The 19,015-nt window shown below is 62.4% G+C and carries 20 protein-coding genes and 2 pseudogenes; 17 read left to right on the top strand and 5 right to left on the bottom strand.

Annotation, left to right across the window (positions count from 1 at the left end):
* Positions 1-178 precede the first annotated feature (178 nt).
* Both ACM42_RS18010 and ACM42_RS18005 read right to left on the bottom strand, forming a co-directional pair.
* Positions 179-913, bottom strand: a complete 735-nt coding sequence (locus tag ACM42_RS18010; protein ID WP_271529201.1) for an SDR family NAD(P)-dependent oxidoreductase — start codon at positions 911-913, stop codon at positions 179-181.
* Positions 914-923: 10 nt separating this feature from the next.
* Positions 924-2,027, bottom strand: a complete 1,104-nt coding sequence (locus tag ACM42_RS18005) for a LacI family DNA-binding transcriptional regulator (RefSeq protein ID WP_271529200.1) — start codon at positions 2,025-2,027, stop codon at positions 924-926.
* 129 nt (positions 2,028-2,156) lie between these two features.
* Between ACM42_RS18005 and ACM42_RS18000 the strand changes: the two genes are divergently transcribed.
* The 14 genes and pseudogenes from ACM42_RS18000 to ACM42_RS17935 all read left to right on the top strand — a co-directional run bounded on the left by ACM42_RS18000 (position 2,157) and on the right by ACM42_RS17935 (position 14,249).
* Positions 2,157-3,455, top strand: a complete 1,299-nt coding sequence (locus tag ACM42_RS18000; protein WP_271529199.1) for an ABC transporter substrate-binding protein — start codon at positions 2,157-2,159, stop codon at positions 3,453-3,455.
* Between the two features lie 61 nt (positions 3,456-3,516).
* Positions 3,517-4,404 (top strand): carbohydrate ABC transporter permease, encoded by an 888-nt coding sequence (locus ACM42_RS17995; RefSeq protein ID WP_271529198.1) that lies wholly within the window; start codon positions 3,517-3,519, stop codon positions 4,402-4,404.
* 4 nt (positions 4,405-4,408) lie between these two features.
* Entirely contained in the window at positions 4,409-5,236 is an 828-nt protein-coding gene (locus tag ACM42_RS17990) for a carbohydrate ABC transporter permease (protein ID WP_271529197.1), read from the top strand.
* A gap of 7 nt (positions 5,237-5,243) precedes the next feature.
* Entirely contained in the window at positions 5,244-6,248 is a 1,005-nt protein-coding gene (locus tag ACM42_RS17985) for a zinc-dependent alcohol dehydrogenase family protein (protein WP_271529196.1), read from the top strand.
* A 2-nt stretch (positions 6,249-6,250) separates the two neighbouring features.
* Positions 6,251-7,324 carry an ABC transporter ATP-binding protein gene (locus tag ACM42_RS17980; protein ID WP_271529195.1) on the top strand — a complete coding sequence of 358 codons (1,074 nt, stop codon included), beginning with the start codon at positions 6,251-6,253 and terminating at the stop codon, positions 7,322-7,324.
* Positions 7,321-8,280, top strand: coding sequence for a sugar kinase (locus ACM42_RS17975; protein WP_271529194.1), 960 nt, complete (start codon positions 7,321-7,323; stop codon positions 8,278-8,280). The genes ACM42_RS17980 and ACM42_RS17975 overlap by 4 nt, the downstream gene beginning before the upstream one ends.
* On the top strand, positions 8,277-9,314 hold the full coding sequence (locus ACM42_RS17970) for a tagatose 1,6-diphosphate aldolase (protein ID WP_271529193.1): 1,038 nt from the start codon (positions 8,277-8,279) through the stop codon (positions 9,312-9,314). Before ACM42_RS17975 ends, ACM42_RS17970 begins: the two co-directional genes overlap by 4 nt.
* Positions 9,315-9,362: 48 nt before the next feature.
* A complete protein-coding gene (locus ACM42_RS17965) occupies positions 9,363-10,487 on the top strand; it encodes a mandelate racemase/muconate lactonizing enzyme family protein (protein ID WP_271529192.1) in 1,125 nt (374 codons plus the stop codon).
* A 551-nt stretch (positions 10,488-11,038) separates the two neighbouring features.
* Positions 11,039-11,515: pseudogene (locus ACM42_RS17960) on the top strand (amino acid ABC transporter permease); the annotation flags it as partial.
* Positions 11,512-12,177: an amino acid ABC transporter permease gene (locus tag ACM42_RS17955; protein WP_271529191.1), complete on the top strand. Its 666-nt coding sequence runs from the start codon at positions 11,512-11,514 to the stop codon at positions 12,175-12,177. The pseudogene ACM42_RS17960 and the gene ACM42_RS17955, both read left to right, overlap by 4 nt.
* A 2-nt stretch (positions 12,178-12,179) precedes the next feature.
* Positions 12,180-12,914: an FAD-dependent oxidoreductase gene (locus ACM42_RS17950; RefSeq protein WP_271529279.1), complete on the top strand. Its 735-nt coding sequence runs from the start codon at positions 12,180-12,182 to the stop codon at positions 12,912-12,914.
* Positions 12,811-13,434, top strand: coding sequence for an NAD(P)/FAD-dependent oxidoreductase (locus ACM42_RS17945; protein WP_271529278.1), 624 nt, complete (start codon positions 12,811-12,813; stop codon positions 13,432-13,434). Before ACM42_RS17950 ends, ACM42_RS17945 begins: the two co-directional genes overlap by 104 nt.
* A gap of 450 nt (positions 13,435-13,884) precedes the next feature.
* Positions 13,885-14,040 (top strand): annotated as a pseudogene (locus ACM42_RS17940) (integrase core domain-containing protein); the annotation flags it as partial.
* Positions 14,041-14,051: 11 nt separating this feature from the next.
* Positions 14,052-14,249 carry a hypothetical protein gene (locus ACM42_RS17935; protein WP_271529190.1) on the top strand — a complete coding sequence of 66 codons (198 nt, stop codon included), beginning with the start codon at positions 14,052-14,054 and terminating at the stop codon, positions 14,247-14,249.
* Positions 14,250-14,501: 252 nt separating this feature from the next.
* Here the strand turns inward: ACM42_RS17935 and ACM42_RS17930 are convergent, their stop codons facing one another.
* The 3 genes from ACM42_RS17930 to ACM42_RS17920 all read right to left on the bottom strand — a co-directional run bounded on the left by ACM42_RS17930 (position 14,502) and on the right by ACM42_RS17920 (position 16,984).
* The gene (locus ACM42_RS17930; RefSeq protein WP_271529189.1) at positions 14,502-15,059 is read right to left on the bottom strand and encodes a cytochrome b; all 558 of its coding nucleotides are present in this window, start codon (positions 15,057-15,059) and stop codon (positions 14,502-14,504) included.
* A gap of 141 nt (positions 15,060-15,200) precedes the next feature.
* Positions 15,201-16,301, bottom strand: coding sequence for an ATP-binding protein (locus ACM42_RS17925; protein ID WP_271529188.1), 1,101 nt, complete (start codon positions 16,299-16,301; stop codon positions 15,201-15,203).
* Positions 16,298-16,984, bottom strand: a complete 687-nt coding sequence (locus ACM42_RS17920) for a response regulator (RefSeq protein WP_271529187.1) — start codon at positions 16,982-16,984, stop codon at positions 16,298-16,300. Before ACM42_RS17920 ends, ACM42_RS17925 begins: the two co-directional genes overlap by 4 nt.
* 217 nt (positions 16,985-17,201) lie before the next feature.
* Between ACM42_RS17920 and ACM42_RS17915 the strand changes: the two genes are divergently transcribed.
* The 3 genes from ACM42_RS17915 to ACM42_RS17905 all read left to right on the top strand — a co-directional run bounded on the left by ACM42_RS17915 (position 17,202) and on the right by ACM42_RS17905 (position 19,009).
* A complete protein-coding gene (locus ACM42_RS17915) occupies positions 17,202-17,672 on the top strand; it encodes a DUF2147 domain-containing protein (protein WP_271529186.1) in 471 nt (156 codons plus the stop codon).
* Positions 17,673-17,866: 194 nt separating this feature from the next.
* Positions 17,867-18,364, top strand: a complete 498-nt coding sequence (locus tag ACM42_RS17910) for an SH3 domain-containing protein (RefSeq protein ID WP_271529185.1) — start codon at positions 17,867-17,869, stop codon at positions 18,362-18,364.
* Between the two features lie 147 nt (positions 18,365-18,511).
* Positions 18,512-19,009, top strand: coding sequence for a GNAT family N-acetyltransferase (locus ACM42_RS17905; protein WP_271529184.1), 498 nt, complete (start codon positions 18,512-18,514; stop codon positions 19,007-19,009).
* Positions 19,010-19,015 lie beyond the last annotated feature (6 nt).

The following is a 19,015-nucleotide window of genomic DNA, read 5'->3' as shown; positions in this document are numbered from 1 at the left end:
TCTCAGCCAATTTGGTACTGGCGCGCTCGGTGTATGCTGTGGGATCAGACAGCTCTCACGCGATTGGCAGGCGAAGATTGATCACGAGGCGGCAGGCGAGCCTCGCAGGCTCGAAGTCATGACCTAGCTTGCAAAGATGTGGGGTCACGAACCAGATCGTGTCTCGCCTCCCAAGAGCTCATCCCGCAAGAAACCCGCCGTCCACCGCGACCACAGTTCCGGTTGCATATTGCGACGCCGGCATGCAGAGGAAGGCGACTGCACCCGCGATATCCTCGGGCTGTCCCCAGCGCTTGAATGCGGTGCGGTCTGCGATGCGCTGATAATGCGCAATGTCGGTGCGGCCGGCGGCGTTGATCGCCGTTTCGATATAGCCGGGCGCAACCGCGTTGACGCGGATGCCTTCTTCGGCCCACTTCAACGCCAGCGCCTTGGTCAACATCACGACGCCGCCCTTGCTGGCGCAATAGGCAGGGATTCGCGGCAGCGCCAGCGTGGCATTCATCGAGGCGATGTTGACGATCGAGCCCCTAGTCTGCGCGAGTAGGGGGTGGAACGCCATACACGTGCGGAAAGTACCGGTGAGATTGACATCGATCACCCTCATGAAGGTCTCAATCTCGAATTCCTTGTCGCGCGCGAGAATTCCGGCGCAGTTGACCAGCGCGTCGACGCGCTTGTGCTGTCGGGCGATGGACTGGATGGCGGCATCATCAGTGACGTCGAGCATCGCGAGCTTGAGGCCCGCACGCGGCTTGAGCAGGGTGCGCGCGAGATCTGCCTCGTTCGCACCGGTCGCGGTGACCGTCGCGCCTAAGTCGCAAAGCTGATTGCTGATCGCAGCACCAATGTCGCCGGCGCCGCCGACCACGACGGCATGAAAGCCGGGTGCGAGAGAGAAATTCGAACTCATGGGAAGGGGCTCACTTCAGGGATTTCGGCGGCGGCGCCGTGGATTCACGAACTACCAGCGAAAAATCGATCTCGCGATGCATGATGGTCTGCTCGCCGGCAAGGCTACGCACCAGATATTCGCCGGCGCGCTGCCAGGTTTCTCCGGTCGGAACGTGAATCGTGGTCAGGCTCGGCCGCAAATGACGGCTCCAGTCGAGATCGTCGAACCCGACCACCGACAGGTCGCGTGGCACCGAAAAGCCGCTGCGTTCCGCCTCGAGCAGCGCGCCGTAGGCGATGACGTCGTTGCCGCACACGACCGCCGTCGGACGATCCTTGAGGCCGAGGAGATAGCGCGCCGCCTCGCGTGCGTCGTCGAGCGTATAGGGCACCTCGACATGCCATTGCATTGGCATTTCGAGGCCGTTCTCGGTCAGCGCGCGGCGAAAGCCGGCGACGCGGGCACTGGCGCGGTCGTTGTTGCGCTGGAGCGCCGAGACGATCCCGATGCGGCGATGGCCGAGCTCGATGACGTGTGCGGCGGCGCGATGGGCGGCCGCTTCGTTGTCGGTGCCGACGCAGGGGTAGGGCCGGTCGGGCTGGTAGATGCCCACATTGATGAAAGGCACTGCGTTGTCCGCGAGCAGTTTTCGCAAGCCGTCGTGATGGCAATCGCCACGCAGCACGAGGCCGTCGACGCCGCGGCTGATCAGATTGCGCGCCTGCTGCAGCTCGACATCGAGATCGTAGCCGCTCGTCGTGAGGAACAACATGTATCCAACCGAGGACAGATATTGCTGCAGCGAGGCGATGCCACGCGCGAACATCGTGTTGTCGATGGTCGGCACGATCGCGCCAAGCGTGCGCGAGCGTCGTGACGACAGGATGCGCGCCGGCGCATGCGGGATGTAACCGAGCGCGTCGATGGCCTGCTCGATGCGCGCGCGCAAGGACGGGCTCACCGCATCGGGATTGTTGAGGGCACGCGAGACCGATGCGGTCGAAACGCCGGCCCGGGCCGCGACGGCCCGTATTCCCTGTTTCACAGATTTGGCGTTGGTCCATCGCATGGATGTAACGTTACATAGGGTGGGCAGCCGTTCGACGGCAGCAATATCGCGAATCTGCCGCAAATTTCGCATGTTGTCCATCGCTTGACAGGGTGGATGTGACGTCTAGATTGTAACCGTTTTCAGATGGTGCTCAAAACGCGTTCAAGAATGGCCTGCCGACTTAAGGCGGCCAGCCGGGAGGAGAGTTCGATGAAGGCCAGGATGCTCGCGACGCATGTCGCGCTGCCCGTTCTCGTCATTGCCGTTAGCGCGCAGGCGCAGGCTGCCGATTTCGACTGGATGAAGTTCAAGGGCAAGACCGTCACCTTTCTCGCCAACAATAATCCGGTCTCGCAGGCGCTGCTGACCTACAAGGCCGATTTCGAGAAGCTGACCGGCATGATCCTGAAGGTCGACGCCTATCAGGAACAGCAGATGCGCCAGCGTCTGGTCACGGTCATGAATGCGAACAGCGACGAGGTCGACGTCTTCATGACGCTGCCCTCGCGCGAGGGCGAGCAGTTCGCCGCCGCCGGCTGGTATGGCGATCTCACCGCGATGGCCAAGAACGAGGTCGCCAAGGACTATGATCCGGGCGGACTGAGCCGGGCCTTGCTCAACGCCGCGACCTTTGGCGGCAAGCTGACCAGCATGCCCATGAACATCGAGGGCCCGATCTTCTATTACCGCACCGATATCTTCAAGAAGTGCGGCCTCGAAGCGCCCAAGACCATCAAGGACGTCGAAGCCGCGGCCGAGAAGATCAAGTCCTGCGACAGCGCCGTGACGCCGTTCGTCTCGCGCGGCCTCAAGCCAGCGGTGGCCTATACGTTTAGCAACATGCTGCACAATATCGGCGGCACGTACATTGCCAATGGCAGGTCGAATCTCTGCTCGGCCAAGGGCAAGGAAGCGCTCGACACCTATAGCCGGCTGCTGCGCGACTTCGGACCGCCCGGCGTCGTCAATTACAGCTTCCAGCAGATTTCGGCGCTGTATCGCAGCGGCCGTGCCGCCATGGCATTCGAATCCTCCAACGAGCTGCGCACGGTGATGGACGGCGGTGCGCGGCTGAAGGACACCGGCCTACTGCCGTTCCCGGCGGGCGAGGCCGGCCAGGTGCCGACCACGATCGGCTGGGGCATGGCGGTGTCCTCGCACAGCAAGCAGCCGGACGCGGCCTGGTACTTCGTGCAGTGGGCGACCAGCCCCGAGGTGCAGAAAAAGATGGCGCTCCAGGGCATCGCCCCGCCGCGCCCGTCGGTCGCCAAGGATCCTGAATATCGCAAGTGGATCGACGAGGAGCCGGTCCGCAAGGAATGGCAGGCCGCGCTCGACGTGCTCGCCACCAAGGGGTCCTCCGAGGTCGGCTATCCCATCGTCGCCAATCCGGAATCGCGCGAGTTCATCGGCCAGGCCGTGCAGGATCTGATCCTGAAGCAGAAGCCGATCGACCAGGCCTGCGCCGATGCCGACAAGGCGCTCGATGCGCTGATCGCACAGAAGTAACGTCCCGGCGCCGGCAGGCGTGCTGCCTCCCGGCGCCTCACTTCCAGGGGAAGCGCTACGCATGTCTGACACGGCTGCGACACTCACGCAGGACCGGCAGAAGCTGGAGATGGCGGCGCTTTCGGCGCCGGCCGTGATCTTCACGGTCGCGATGATCGCGTTTCCGGTCGTCTATACGATCTGGCTCGGCTTCCAAACGTTTTCCTCCACCGGCAAGCAGTCCTTTGCGGGCCTCGCCAATTATTCCAGGCTGATCTCCGACTACGAGTTCTGGCACGGGCTGTGGATCACCATTGCACTGTTCGCGCTGTCGCTCGTGCTGCAGCTCGTGTTCGGCGTCTGGCTCGCGCTAGTGCTGTTCCATGCCAAGCGTCTGCCGGGCATCGTGCGCTCGCTGTTCATCTCGCCCTTCATGATGCCGCCTGTCGTGGCCGGCATGATGTGGCTGGTGATCCTGGATCCCTCGCTGGGCGCGGCCAACTACATCCTGCAATCTTTCGGCCTGCCGCCATCGGACTGGCTGGCCTCGCCGACATGGGTCATTCCCACTGTGGCGCTGATCGATAGCTGGCAGTGGACGCCTTACGTCGCCCTTATCGTGTTGGGCGGATTGCAGTCGCTGCCGCCGAGCGTCTACGAGGCCGCGCAGATCGACGGCGCATCCCCGTTCAAGACGTTCCAGCGCATCACGCTGCCTCTGCTGCTGCCGACCATCGTCACCGCGGCGATCCTGCGCAGCGTCGATCTCTTGCGCTTCTTCGACATCATCTACATCACTACCCAGGGCGGCCCGGGCAACGCCTCGAACACGCTCAACATCTACGGCTTCCGAGTCGGCTTCGAGTTCTTCAACATCGGCTATGCCAGCGCCCTGATGCTCACGCTGACGGCTATCGTGTTCGGCGCCGTGCTCGCCTTCAACCGCCTGCGTAGTGCAGTGGCGTGGTGATGTCATGAACGATGCCGCCAACACCGACCGCTGGATCTGCTGGCTCAACACGGTGCAACTCGTGCTCGCCGGCATGCTCATCATGGCGCCGACGGTCTGGATGGTGCTGTCCTCGTTCAAGCCGTCCTTCGAGGTCACGGCCTATCCGCCGACGCTGATCTTCACGCCGACGCTCGAAAACTACGTCGAGCTGACCAGAACCACGCCGTTCCTGAGCTACGCGCTCAACAGCCTCGTCGTCACCATCGGCTCGACTGCGCTGGGCCTACTGTTTGGAATTCCGGCCGCTTTTGCCGTGTCATGGACGCGGATCACGTGGCCGGCGATCCTCACGTTGGCCGCGCGCATGGCGCCCGGCACGCTGTTCCTGCTGCCGTGGTACGTGATGTTCCGGCAAATCGGCATGATCGGCTCCTACACCGCGCTGATCCTCAGCCATGCCGTGATCACGCTGCCGATCGTGATATGGGTGCTGCTGCCATCCTTCGATGCCATTCCGCGCAGCGTCTTCGAGGCCGCGCAGGTCGACGGATGCAGCGTCAGGCGCATCCTCTGGCGTATCGCGATGCCGCTGGTGGCTTCAGGCATAGCGGTTTCGGCGATCCTGGCCTTTGTGTTTTCGTGGAACTACTTCCTGTTTGCGCTGGTGCTCTCCAATGGCGACACCAAGACGCTGATCGCGGCGGCCTTCAACTTTATCGGCGAAGGCTCGACGCAATGGGGCGCTCTCATGGCCGCGGCGACGCTGATCGCATTGCCGCCGCTGGTGCTGGCCGCCCTGGTTCAGCGCTGGCTGGTGTCCGGACTGACGCTCGGCGCGGTGAAAGGCTAGGTATCCGATGGACGTATCACCCCGCCCGAATTCGATCATGCAGGCCGCGGTCTTCCACGGCAACGACCGCATCACCATCGAGCGTGTGGCGATGCCCGACGTCGGCACAGGCGAGGTGCTGGTCCGCGTCTCGCGCACCGCGCTGTGCGGCTCGGACTTCAAGCTCTGGCACAAGGGCGCCGAGTTCACCGCCGGCCACGAGATCTTCGGCGTCGTCGAGCAACCCGGCCACCGTCTGCATGGCCGCCGCTGCGCCCTCTACATCCCCTTGCATTGCGACCACTGCGCGGCGTGCAAGCGCGGCGACACCCAGATGTGCCTGGAAGTCTCGAGCCTGATCGGCTGGAACAGGCCGGGCGGCTATGCCGAATACGTGCCGGCGCCGGAGAATTGCCTGCTGCCGGTGCCGGATGATATCGAGGACAGCCTCGCGCCGCTGCTGCTCGACACCATCGGCACGTCAGGCCACGCCGTGCGCTTCGTCAACCGCGTCGTGCCGCCACGCGAAGCCGGACCCGTCCTCGTGATGGGAGCAGGGCCCGTTGGCCTCGGCGTCGTGCTGGCGCTCCGCGCGCTCGGCTATGACGACGTCTATGTCGCCGATCCCAATGCGGCGCGTCTCAAGATCGCGCAATCCTTTAGTGCGACGGCGCATCCCGTCGGCGATACCTCCAGGCGCTTCGCGCTCATCATGGAATGCTCAGGCGCGCATGCAGCGCGCAACCTCGGCATCGAGCTGGTCCTGCCGCGCGGCGCCTTGGTGCTGGTCGGCGAGAACGCCGCGCCCTGGACCATCGAGGAAGGCAAGGTGTTCCGCCGCAAGGATTTCTACATGATCCGGACCTTCTACTTCCCGGTCTCGGATTTCGAGCCGAATGTCGAGCTGCTGCGCAAATACAAGGACGAATACCGCGTCCTCGTCGATGGCGAGTTTGGCCTCTCGGCTCTCCCTGAAAATTTCGCCCGCTTCGCCAAGGGCGAGCTAATCAAGCCCGTGCTGGCGCTGGACTGATCATGGCCTCGATCTCGATCCGCAACCTCACCAAGCGCTACGGCAATTTCACCGTGATCCCCGATCTCAATCTGGAGATCGCGGACCACGAATTCGTCGTCTTCGTTGGCCCGTCCGGCTGCGGCAAGTCGACCTTGCTGCGTATCATCGCTGGCCTCGAGCCGATTTCGTCGGGCGACCTTTATATCGGCGACAAGCGTGTTAACGGCGTGCAGGCCGCGCAGCGCGATATCGCGATGGTGTTCCAGGATTACGCGCTCTATCCGCATATGCGCGTCTACGACAATATGTCGTTTGCTCTGGAGCTGCGGGGCACGCCGAAGGCGGAGATCGACGCCCGCGTGAAGCGCGCCGCGGCACTGCTGCACATCGAACCCTATCTCGACCGCAAGCCGAAGGAGCTCTCGGGCGGCCAGCGCCAGCGCGTCGCCATGGGCCGCGCCATCGTGCGCAATCCCAAGGCGTTCCTGTTCGACGAGCCGCTGTCCAACCTCGACGCAAAGCTGCGCGGGCAGGTGCGTGCCGAGATCAAGGCGCTGTCGCAGCAGCTGAAGACCACCATGGTCTTCGTCACCCACGACCAGATCGAGGCCATGACCATGGCCGACCGGATCGTCGTGCTGCAGAGCGGCACGATCCAGCAATACGACACGCCGGAGACGGTCTATGAGCAGCCGGCCAACCAGTTCGTCGCCGGCTTCATCGGCTCACCGGCGATGAACTTCTTCCCGGTCGAATGGTGCGGTGAGCGTGCTATCCTCTCCCAAGGTGGAGCGGTGGTACCGCTCGACGGCGAGACCGCAGGCCGTCTGCGGCAGGCCGGCAATGCCGTGCTCGGCATTCGTCCCGAACATTTCGCCATGGCTAGGGATGCCGCCGACGGCATTGCCATCAGCGTCAGGCTGGTCGAACCGCTCGGCTCGGATACACTGATCCATTTCGATCTCGCCGGCGTCTCCGCCATCGCGCGGGTCGATCCGTCGTTGCGGCCGAAGGTCGGCGATCGCCTCACGCTGCGCCCGCAGCCGGGCAAGACGCATTTGTTCGATGCTAGCAACGGGCAGGTTCTGCCGTGAGCACGTCGGCCAACATGGGCGATCTCTTGGCCCTCGAGGATCTCGCGTCCAGGGCGAGGCCCGTGCACGTGATCTGCCTCGGGCTGTCCGCGCTCGACCAAGTCTGGCGCGTCGATCGTCTGTTCACAGGGCAAAGCGAGAAGATCAAGGCTGTCGGCTACGGCACGCTTGGCGGCGGCATGGCCGCCAATGCCGCGGTCGCGGTGGCAAAGCTCGGCGCATCCGTCGCGTTCTGGGGACGGGCAGGGAATGATGCCGCCGGCCACGAGATGCGGTCAGCCTTTGTTGCCGAAGGCGTCGATGTCGAGAATTTCCGGCTGGTTCCCGAGGGCCGCTCGTCGGTCTCCGGTGTTATCGTCGACAGCTCGGGCGAGCGGCAGATCGTGAATTTCCGTGGCCTTTACCCGGAAGCCGCAGATTGGCTTCCGCTCGAAGCCGTCGCGCGCGCATCCTCCGTGCTGGCCGATCCGCGTTGGGTGGAGGGCGCTGCGACGCTGTTCCGGGAAGCGCGCGCCCGCGGCATCCCGACGGTGCTCGACGGCGACATGGCCGATGCCGAGGTGTTCGAGCGGCTGCTGCCTTTGACCGATCACGCGATCTTCTCCGAGCCCGCGCTCATGTCCTTTGCCGGATCGGCCAAGGATGAATCTCTCGCTGCGCTCGCGCGCTTCGGTTGCCGCGTCATCGCCGTGACGCGCGGCGAGGCCGGCGCGAGCTGGTTCGAGAACGGCCAGCTGCACCGGCAGGCCGCCTGTGCCGTCGACGTCGTCGACACGACAGGCGCTGGCGACGTCTTCCACGGCGCCTATGCGCTCGCGATCGGCGCCGGCCTCGACGTGCGTGCGACCATGGCGTTTTCGGCAGCCACCGCCGCCATAAAATGCCGCCATGCCGGCGGCCGCAACGGAATCCCGGATATCAACGAGTGTCTTGCATTCATGAGGACGAAGCCATGAGAACGATTGGAAAGAACCGCGGCCTGGCACGACTTGCTGACGCGGACGGCCACTTTCGCATGGTCGCGCTGGATCAGCGGCCGCCTTTGTTCGATGCCATTGCGAAAGCAAAAGGCATTACGCGGGAGCAGGTCGCATATTCCGACGTCACGGCGGCCAAACGTCTTCTCGTGGAGAACCTTTCGCCACACTGCAGCTCGATGCTGTTTGACCCGAATTTCGCGGTGCCCGCCGCGATCGATCTGCTGCCGCCGCGCTGCGGCCTGATCATGACGCTGGAAGAGCACCGCGTCGAGGAAACCGCGGGCGGCCGCAAATCGCGCGCGATCACCAATTGGAGCGTGGAGAAGATCCGCGCCATGGGCGGCGACGCCGTCAAGGTGCTGGCCTGGTACCGGCCGGACGCCGATGCCGCGGTGAACGAACATCAGAAGCGTTTCGTGCGCGAGATCGGCGAAGACTGCGCCCGGCACGACATTCCCTATGTTCTGGAGCTGCTGGTCTATCCCTTCCTCGGCAGCGCCAATCACACCGCCGACTACGTGGAATCGCCGGGCAAGCTTCCCGGTCTCGTCATCGACAGCGTGCGCGAGTTTGCCAGGCCCGAATATAGTGTCGATCTCCTCAAGCTGGAAAGCCCGCTTGCGGCCAACAGCCTGCCGGCTCGTGACGGCAGCGCGGAGGCGAAAGCTGCGCAGAAGGAGTTCGATTCGATCGGCGACATCTGCCGCGCGCGGAGCATCCCCTGGGTGTTGCTGTCGGGCGGCGCCGCGCCCGAGCAATTCGAGCGCGTCCTCGACTACTCCTATGCGGCGGGCGCGAGCGGCTTCCTCGCCGGCCGTACCATCTGGCTCGACGCCGTCCTGAAGAATTTCCCGGACCGTGCGGCAGTTTCGGCAAGCCTGCGCAAGGACGGGCTCGGCGTGCTGGAACGGCTCAACCAGCTGACCACGGCCAAAGGAACGCCGTGGAAGGCGCGCTTTCCCGTGTTCACCGATATCAAGCAGGAAGGTGACTTCGCGCGCGCCTACTGAGATGGTGGCGGTTCCGCGTGGTTCCATCTCGATCGCAGGATCTGCAACATGACCGACAGCTTCACCATCCGTTCGATCGAGGCGTTCTGCTATCGCTATCCGCTGGCGACGCCGGTGGTGACGTCGTTCGGCAGGATGCTCGACCGTCCCGCCGTTTTCGTTCGCGCTGTCGACGAAGACGGTGTCGAGGGATGGGGCGAAGCCTGGTCCAACTTTCCAGCTCCGGGCGCCGAGCACCGCGCCCGGCTCGTCAACGAGGTGCTTGCGCCGGGCCTTGTCGGACGCAGGTTCGACAGCCCCGCTCAGGCCTTCGAAACTCTGACGAAGGGCACCGAAGTTCTCGCGCTTCAAAGCGGCGAGCCCGGTCCATTCGCGCAAGCGATTTCGGGCATCGATCTCGCGCTGTGGGATCTCTCGGCGCGTCGCCAGCGCCTGCCGCTGTGGCGGCTGCTCGGCGGGCAGTCGAGCAGGATCAAGGTCTACGCCAGCGGCATCAACCCCGGCGGCGCGGCGCAGACAGCGGAGGTCGCGCTCAAGCGCGGCCATCGCGCGCTGAAGCTGAAGATCGGCTTCGGTGCCGCGACCGATCTCGCCAACCTCCCTGCGCTGCGCGGCATCGTCGGCACCGGCATGCTCGCCGCCGATGCCAATCAGGGCTGGTCGGTGGATCAGGCATTGGAGATGTTGCCGCGGCTTGTCGCGTTCGATCTGCGCTGGCTCGAGGAGCCGATCCGCGCCGATCGGCCGCGTGAGGAATGGCGCAGGCTGCGGGTAGCCGCGACAATGCCGCTTGCCGCGGGCGAGAACATTTCCGGTGTCGAGGGATTCAGGGAGGTTCTCGCCGAAGACGTGCTCGACGTGGTTCAGCCCGACATCGCCAAATGGGGTGGGCTCAGCGTCGGCGTGGTTCTCGCGCGCGACATTCGGAAGTCGGGTAAGACATTCTGCCCTCACTATCTCGGCGGTGGCATCGGACTGCTTGCGTCGGCGCATCTCTTGGCCGGCATCGGAGGCGACGGTTGGCTCGAGGTCGATACCAACGACAATCTTTTGCGCGATCTTTTTTGTGGCCCGATCGGCAACGTGAGGAATGGCACCGTCGAACTGGGCGAAGAGCTCGGGCTCGGAATGGTGCCCGATCTTCTCTCTATCGAACACTATCGCAGCATCTAGACTAGGGAGGGAGGCCTGTTGGCCGCCGGGTAGACTGGCTCTCGGTTGAGTGGCAGCGATCTCTTTGGCCACGGCTTGCTCAAACTTGCTTATGAGGGACTAGAGCAACGTTTTCAGGCGGTTAGATGGCCACGTGTGCACGACGTGTGCGCCGGCAGATCAAGAAAGATCATTAAAGTCCAGAATCGGCGGTCGTTCTTGGGACCGGACGAAAGGCGCACGTATTTGGTGCAGCTCCCGTTGCTCTGATCTCGATGCAGCCAAAAAGATCACTAAGCGATTGGGCCCGCCAGGATTCGAACTTGCCGCCGGACCGTTGCGAGTGGTGGGCTGACCCAAAGCGTAGGCTTGGTTCTTTCGCGGCGCCGTTGCGCGCTCCGAGCCTGACGGCGGCCGGCTGATTGGGAATTCAGGACCACGATCGTGAATCGTGGGTCCGAATCCCACTCTCTCCGCCATTGCCTGAGTCTCTAAGCCCATCGTCTGCTGGAACTCCGTACGCGTGTAGCCCGGACTGAGGGTCTGCATCGTCACCTTCGAGCCTTGCGCGCGGGATGCCGGTTCTGGCGCAGCTCTTCCTCCCCTACTTCGGGCTCGCGCAAATCGGCATCAAGTTGGATCCCATTCCAGTTGCAATCCTCGGGTTCGGGATCAATGGCGGCGCATTTCTGACGGAAGTCTTCCGCGCTGGGCTTCTGTCGGTCCACACGGGCCAGAGCGAGGCGGCATTCATGCTGGGCATGACGCGGCTCAAGGCACTGCGTTACGTGCTTCTGCCGCAAGCGCTGCGTGTCGTTCTTCCGCCGCTCGCGAACTACGGCGTCGGACTCTTGAAAGAGACAGCGCTGGCATCTGCCGTTGCAGCCCCCGAGCTGAGCTTCTACGCCCGCAACCTGGTCACCAAGACATATCTCAGCGGACCAATCTACGTGATGGCCGCGGCGATCTACATCGCAATGAGTTTCCCGCTGTCGCGCTTGGCGCAACACCTTGAGCTGCGGTTCAACCGCGGGAGGCGCATATCATGAGTCAGCTGCTCCAGGATTGGATGCCGCAACTCTTGCAGGGCGTGCTCTGGACCTTGCGGCTGATGGCGCTCTCCTTTGTACTCGCCGTGGTTCTCGCGCTGCCTATCGCGCTGGCGAGGTTGTCCACAAACAGACTCCTGCGGTTCCTCGCTCATTTTTATGTTGAGATCGTTCGAGGGATGCCGTCGTTGACGCTGTTGTTTCTGATCTATTTCGGGCTGCCATCGGTCGGCATCACGCTGCAGGCTGTCGATGCGGCCGTGATCGGACTTGGCTTGAACGGCGCGGCATACGTCTCGGAAATTTACCGCGCCGGCATCCAGGCCATCGACAATGGGCAGCGTGAAGCGGCCCAGATGATCGGAATGCGCCATGCGCAGGTACTCCGATTTGTCATCCTTCCGCAGGCCGTTCGCGTTGTTCTGCCCCCCTTGGGGAATTTCGCCATCGCACTCCTCAAGGATACCTCGGTCGCTTCGCTGATTTCCGCCCCCGAAATGATGCTGCAAGCCCGAGATCTGACCAGCGAATACTTCATGCCGCTGCAAATCTACGTAGTTGTCGGCGTCATGTACCTCCTGATGGCGCTCCCATTGGCGTCCATCGTTCGACTATTGGAAAGCCGACTTGGTGCCGGCTTGCCGAAAGAAAAGGCAGTATGATCATGCAACGGTTCGACGTCATCGTTATCGGCTCGGGTGCTTTCGGGTCCAGCACGGCATTTCACCTGGCGAAGCAGGGCAAAAGCGTTGCTCTCCTCGACAAGGCCGACATCGCCTCACAGACCTCGCCGCGAGCTGCCGGACTTACCGGTCATCTTCGACAGACCGAGGCAATGACCAGGCTGTCTACGGAAGCCCTGCGCAAGATTGAGCGGTTTTCGGATGAAACCGGCGAGCCCATTGAATTTTATCAGCCTGGCAGCATGTCCTGTGCAAGGCGTCTGGAGGACGTCGCTGTCATTCGAGAGCGCGTTGCGCTGGGCCAGAGGCTTGGCCTCTCGGCGGAATTGATCTCTCCCGAAGAAGCGCGAGCCAAGAATCCCTTCCTGGAGACAAAAGGCATTCTCGCGGTCTCCTACATGAAGCGAGATGCGTATCTGGAACCCGCGCAGTTGCCCCTTGGATATGCGCGCGCGGCAGAGAAGCTTGGCGCCGTGTTGATGCCAAACACCCGGGTGCTCGAAATCGTCGTCGAGAACGGCTCTGCGACCCGAGTGGTAACCAAATCGCGGCGAATTCGCCGCCGATGCGATCGTGGATGCAGCTGGCGGATGGGTTCGTCTCGTTGCGGCTCTGGCCGGTGCGCAGGCCCCCGTCGTGCCAATGCGCCATCAACTGATGATCACGACGCCTCTTGCGGCGGTGAAGTCCAGCCAGCCGACGACACGAATTCTTGACGCAAACGTTTATGTGCGGCCGGACAGGGGAGGACTCATGTTTGGAGGCTATGAGTGCGATCCGAAGCCCTACGACCGCGACACGCTCGCTTCCGACTTCAGGATCGAAGATATCGAACTGGATATGTCGGTTCTCCGTCGTTTGGCCGACAGTGTGAAGGATCAGTTCCCGATCTTCCAGGAACATCTTGATCTACAGGTCCATAGGGGCGGGCTGCCGACCATGACAATTGATGGCGAACTGATCGTCGGCCAGGCGCCAAGCGTCCGCGGACTTTATGTTATCGGCGGCTGTAACGTGGGCGGGTTTTCGGTTTCGCCGGTGCTCGGCCAGTTATTATCGGAATTGATCTGCACCGGTGTGACTTCCCACGATATCTCGCGCATGTCGCCGTCCCGGTTCCCGAAGGACTTATCGGAACAGGATCTGCAGGAAGGGTGTCGCGAGCGCTATGCCAACTATTACACGTTCCGTGTCGGTCAGGTGCCGGAACGGTCAGCGGTTGCCGCGTCCTCTTGAAGAGGCCGCACTCCCGAAAGTGTTGTCGCGTATCCTCATTGCGGGACCGGTTGCCCCAGATCAAGAATGTCAATCGGCGTTGGACTGGGGCTCTGACTCGCTTTTGATGCAGTTTGGAGGATCTCTGGTGCTTTGATTAGGGAGAATCAGCGCCGTGCAGCGGGCACTCCAGCGCTCCAACCTGGTGCCGAGTGGGTTTGTTGTAGAGAGTGCGTACTTCGAAGGTGATAGGGCCGTTATTGCGGTCCGGGCGTCTGGAAGCGTTGGTCTGTCTCCATCGTGCGGAACGGTTTCCCGACGTGTCCATAGGGGGTATCGGCGATGCGTGACCGATCTGCCGCTCTCAGAACGGATCGTCCAGCTCCTGGTAATTGCCCACCGCTTCCGCTGCGATGCCGTCCTATGCGGGCGCCAAATCTGCACCGAGCGCTTCGCCGAAGGGGTACTGGCGCCATCGGCGCGAAGACCGCGTTCATCGAACCCGGCAGTCCATGGGAGAATGGGTGTTGCGAGAGCTTCAACTCCAGGCCCCGCGATGAGCTGCTCAACGGCGAGATCTTCTACAGCTTTGCCGAGGCCAGGGTCGTCATCTCGTGCGCGAACCGCAGGTGCTGCTCTTGAACGAGCCGACCAGCGCGCTGGACATGCACCGTCAGATGGAGGCGATGCGGCAGGTGCACAACCTTGTGCATGACGACGGTATACTCGTGCTGATCGCGCTGCACGATCTCGGCCTGGCACTAAAAGTCGCCGGCAAGGTCGCTCTCCTCTCTGATGGAACGGTGCGCGATCTCGGCACGCGGCCGGCGTGCTGACGCCGGAAAACCTTGCCGCAGCCTTTCGCATCAGGACACGTGTCGAAACTTGCTCGCAGGGTAAGCCACATTTGATCGTCGACGACGCGATCTGACGCCCCAGGTGTCAGGGGCTGGCTGGCGTCAGAAGTCCGTCGCTATCCGGTCGCTGGTCCCCGAGGGGGCGTTGCTGATATCCGCGATGGACTGCCCACTGTGGAAGATCGAAAGAGGCCCCGAAGATCTGACTTCGGCGCGGTGTCGGCAAACGGTTCAAATCATGCGTGGGAAAACGTCGTTGCGCCGATCCTTGTCGAAATAGCGGTGCTTCAACGCACCGGCGACGTGCAATGTGACTAGCGCCAGCAGGCTGTAGGCGAGCGTCTTGTGCAAAAACTGGAACAGTCTGAATCGATCGTCATCCTTCGGCAGAAGTTCAGGAAGGTCGATGCCGAAGAAGAGCACCCCGTCGCTCTCGGTGTAAGAGCTGGACATCGCATAGCCCATCAGTGGGACAACCAGCAGCAGCGCGTACATCGCGACGTGCACGGCCTGCGACAGGAGTCTCTCTTGGGCGGGGAGCGGCGCCGGTCCAGGCAGACGCGACATGGCGCGGATCGCGAGCTGTGCAAGAACGATCAGGAACACCAGCACTCCGAAGGATTTGTGCCAGGGATAAAGAAAGTTGAACTTCGCCGTGAGGGCGTCATCCAGCATGGTCATCGTCCAGCCGGCCGCGATGAGGCCAAGGATCAGCAGGGCGCGCACCCAATGCAGGATCCGCAGCGCCGCCGGATACTTGTCGATCGTTGGATGAACGTCGTGACTCACGCTTTGAACTCCTTGCCGGGAACGGCCGAGAATGTACATCAGGCAATGCGCATCCGCCGATGCGGTGCTGTGCTGTGTAGTGGTGTCGGTCGCGATTGCACATCCGCGAAGTCGGTTCTTCCCGCTGGTGCGGGAAACACGTCAGGTTTGAACCGGCGCGTCGGGCGCAACATTGGGTTCACCGTCTTCAAGAGGAAGTGTGATCTCAAAAACGGCGCCTCCGCGTGAGGATGTCCGATAAGCGACACGTCCGCCATGTGCCTCGGCGATGGCGCGAACGATGGACAGGCCCAGCCCAGATCCGCCATAGCGCGGGGAGCGCGATGCGTCGCCGCGCGCGAACGGATCGAATGCCCGCTTGGCAAATTCCGGCGGCAGTCCGGGTCCTTCATCCTCGACACGAATGATGGCGGAGTTGCCAGACTTCAGGGTCGAGATTTCGATACGGCCAGGCTTCGCGTAGCGTTGAGCATTATCGAGAAGGGCGAGCAATGCCTGGCGAATACGAATCCCGTCGCCGAGAACGACGAAATCCTTCAGCGTGAGCTCGAGCGAGAAGCCGGCGCTTGCGAGCGAGGGCTCCAGCAGGTCGGCAACGTTGTGAATTTCCGTGGCGAGCGCGACCGGCCCTCTCCTAAGATCCAGGCGTCCGCTATCGGCCAGTGTGACTGTACGCAAATCGTCGACAAGCCGCGAGAGCCCGTCGATCTGTAGCAGCAGATTCCGGATTGACGCTTCGTCGGGCGTGAAAACGCCGTCAGCAATGCCCTGGAGGCGGCCTTTCAGGATCGTGAGGGGCGTTCTGAGTTCGTGTGCGATCGCTGCACTCCAAGCGGTCATGTCATCTGCGCTATCTTGCAGCCTCTGCGCCATCGCGTTGAAATCGACCACCAGATGGGCCGTCTCGCCGAGCGACCGATCGCCGGGAGACGCGCGCGCTGACAGGTCTCCTGCGGCTATTTTGCGCGCGCTTTCCGCCAAGGAATTCAGCGGAGCCAAGATTCGTTTCGTCAGCCGGAGCGCGACAACGATCGCAAGGGCCAGTCCGATAAGAAGGAAGACTGCGATCATCACCAGGTCCGGCGCTTCTGGAAGAAGGGGAGGCGGCCCGGGAGGTGGCGGAAAATAGCTTAGATAAATTCCGTAGAAGATGAACGAACCGACGAAGACGATCAGCATCGCGATGGTCGCCACGACGCTCATTGAGGCTATGATCTGCCTACTTAGGCGATGCCGCTTCATATCGCGGCCAATCGATAGCCGACGCCGCGAACACCGGACAGCATGCCAGGCGCGCCGGCCTCGTCCAGCTTTTTACGAAGATTGCTGATATGGCTGTCTACCGTCCGCTCGAGGGCGTCGCTGCCGGGCAAGCAGGCATCGACGAGTTCACTTCGCGTGAAGGCCTTGGTCGGTGTTCGCGCCATGTGAGCCAGGAGCCGAAATTCGGTGAGTGTGAGCGGCAGTGGTTGTTCAGTTCCATCCACCTCAACCTTTACCATGTGGCCGTCGAGATCAATGGCAACGCAGTCGACGCGGAGCATGCCGCTGGCGCTTGACCTGCCAGCCCGCCGCAATACCGCTTTGGTGCGAGCAACCACCTCGACCGGATTGAACGGCTTGACAACATAGTCGTCAGCCCCGATGCGCAGTCCCTGCAGGCGATCGATATCCTGGTCGAGCGCGGTGATCATAATGACGGGTGTATCGCCCCGGCGTCGGATCTCGGCCAACACCTCCCAACCGTCGAGGCGCGGCATCGTCACGTCGAGAAGGATGAGGTCCGGCTTCAGCGCAAGGTGCAGGCCGAGTGCGGTTCGACCATCGCCGGCGCGGACCGTGCGGAAGCCCTCACGCGTCAGATAGGCGTCGAGAATTTCGCAGATTTGCGGTTCATCTTCGGCAATGAGGATAAGCGCGTTCATCGGAACACAAGGTCAGGCATCATTGGATAGGGTCTCATGGCATGGGGGCAAGCGTCCCGTCGAGCTATTACAGGCCTTCTCCACCAAGTCTCCATAAATTCTCCATGGTCGATCGATCGTTGCCAGCGATGACGCGGCATACCGGCCCTGTCCGGCAGGCTGGTGGAAGCCGAAGCCGCGCTCGGATCGCCGCGACGCTCTGTAAGGACCATTTCGCATGCGCATCGACCCTGTCCGCACCGCCATTTACGCACTTCCGGTGGTTTTGGCTATTACGCTCGTTCTCGCACGCGACGTCGCGGCAGGACGCATCAAGCCGAGAACCGATCCTTTTGGAGCCTGGCTGACTCAGGCGGGCGACGCCAAGGTGATGGTGAAACCGTGCGGCGCGGCAATATGTGGCAAGGTCGTGTGGCTGAAGCAGCCGATCGACAGCGCAACGGGCAAACCTCAGACAGACGACAAGAACCCGGATCCGTCTCTCAGAACGCATCGCATCGTGGGGCTTCAGCTCTTCCTCGACATGCTGCCCTCTACATCGAACTCATGGTCGGGGCGAGTCTATAACGCCGATGACGGCAAGAGCTATGACAGCACAGTTACCCTGCTTGATGCAGCACGGTTGGAAGTGCGGGGGTGCGCCGGTTCGTTGTGCGGGAGCGAAATATGGACTCGGGCCGCGCGATAGCCCCAGCATCGAGATGTGAGGGTCATCGCCTGAGACTTCTCCTCAACAGTAGTTTCAGTGTGAAGTCCTCCACGAAATCTCGACCTAGCCTCGACTCTGCGTCAGCAGACGCGAGGCAATGCGCAGGGAGCGAGACGGTGCGCTGGCCACGCCCCACTTGGCGTATCAACTCGACACCTTCCGTTGGAGACAATATGAAAAATCGCGCCATTGTGTATGCAACCACACTGCTCCTGATCGCCGTTGCCGGCGAGGGCCATGCTGGAACTAACGACGGATATTCCGGCGTGAATCTCAACATCCGTTCCGGACCGAGTGTTCGATTTCCGGCGGTCGGGAGGTTGACTGCCGGTTCATCGCTGACGATTCACGGATGCCTGGCACGCTATACTTGGTGCGACGTGAGCGCATCTGGAGTTCGCGGCTGGGTGTCGGGAGCGCATATTCAGCTCGTTCACGAAGCGCGCCGGGTCTACGTCCCTGCCTACGCGGCGCAGGCGGAAATCCCGGTCATAACGTTCAACGTCGGCAGTTACTGGCACGACTACTATCGTGACTCTGGCTTCTACGGCGAAATCGACCACTGGAACGAACATCATTGGGAGGACGATGGCAATCCGCCCGGCTGGCGCGACAATTGGGAGGATGACCATGTCGACCCCGAAAATGAGCCCGCGCCGGACAACGACTAGGCGACTCGATACGCCCACATGGCATCGGGCAGGAGTGTCGCAAAGCGCTAACCGACACAGAGCTTCGCCGGTGTCAGTGAGCAAGAAGGCTTCCTCGCAGAATCTTCGCACGGTCTCGACGCCGCGCTTCCAAGGTAAGGCCCATCTATGAGCGACCTCCTCGTCCGCCTCTATGATCTTCCCGACCTTCGGACGGAGGGGAAGATCGCTTCCCACGGGATCACGGTTCGTCGCGCGATGGCGGCGGAGGCGCATGTCGTGCTTCCCTGGATTGAAAAGCATTTCTACAGCCCCTGGGTGAGCGAGGCGACACGCGCCTTCACGCGCTCCCCGGTTATGGTCTGGATCGCTGTGCGGCAGAACGAGCTGCTCGGCTTCGCCTGCGCTGACTGCTCGATGCGCGGCTTCTTCGGTCCGACGGGCGTGGCGAAGACCGCTCGTGGGCAGGGCATTGGGGAGGCGCTCCTCTTCGCCACCCTGCGCGGTATGCGTGAAGTGGAATATGCCTATGCGATCATCGGTGGCGTAGGGCCCCTGGCATTTTACCGAAAACACCTCGATGCGATCGATATCCCGGGTTCCGAAGAAAGCATCTACGGTCCGATGCTGCACGACGATAACGGGCGAGCTTCCGACGATTTGTAGAGCGGC

Origin of the sequence: Bradyrhizobium sp. CCBAU 25338, from assembly GCF_028128965.1 — a bacterium.
Taxonomy (GTDB): Bacteria; Pseudomonadota; Alphaproteobacteria; order Rhizobiales; family Xanthobacteraceae; genus Bradyrhizobium; species Bradyrhizobium liaoningense.
The sequence above is the reverse complement of the archived record's forward strand: the minus strand, read 5'-3'. Positions and strand labels throughout refer to the sequence as shown.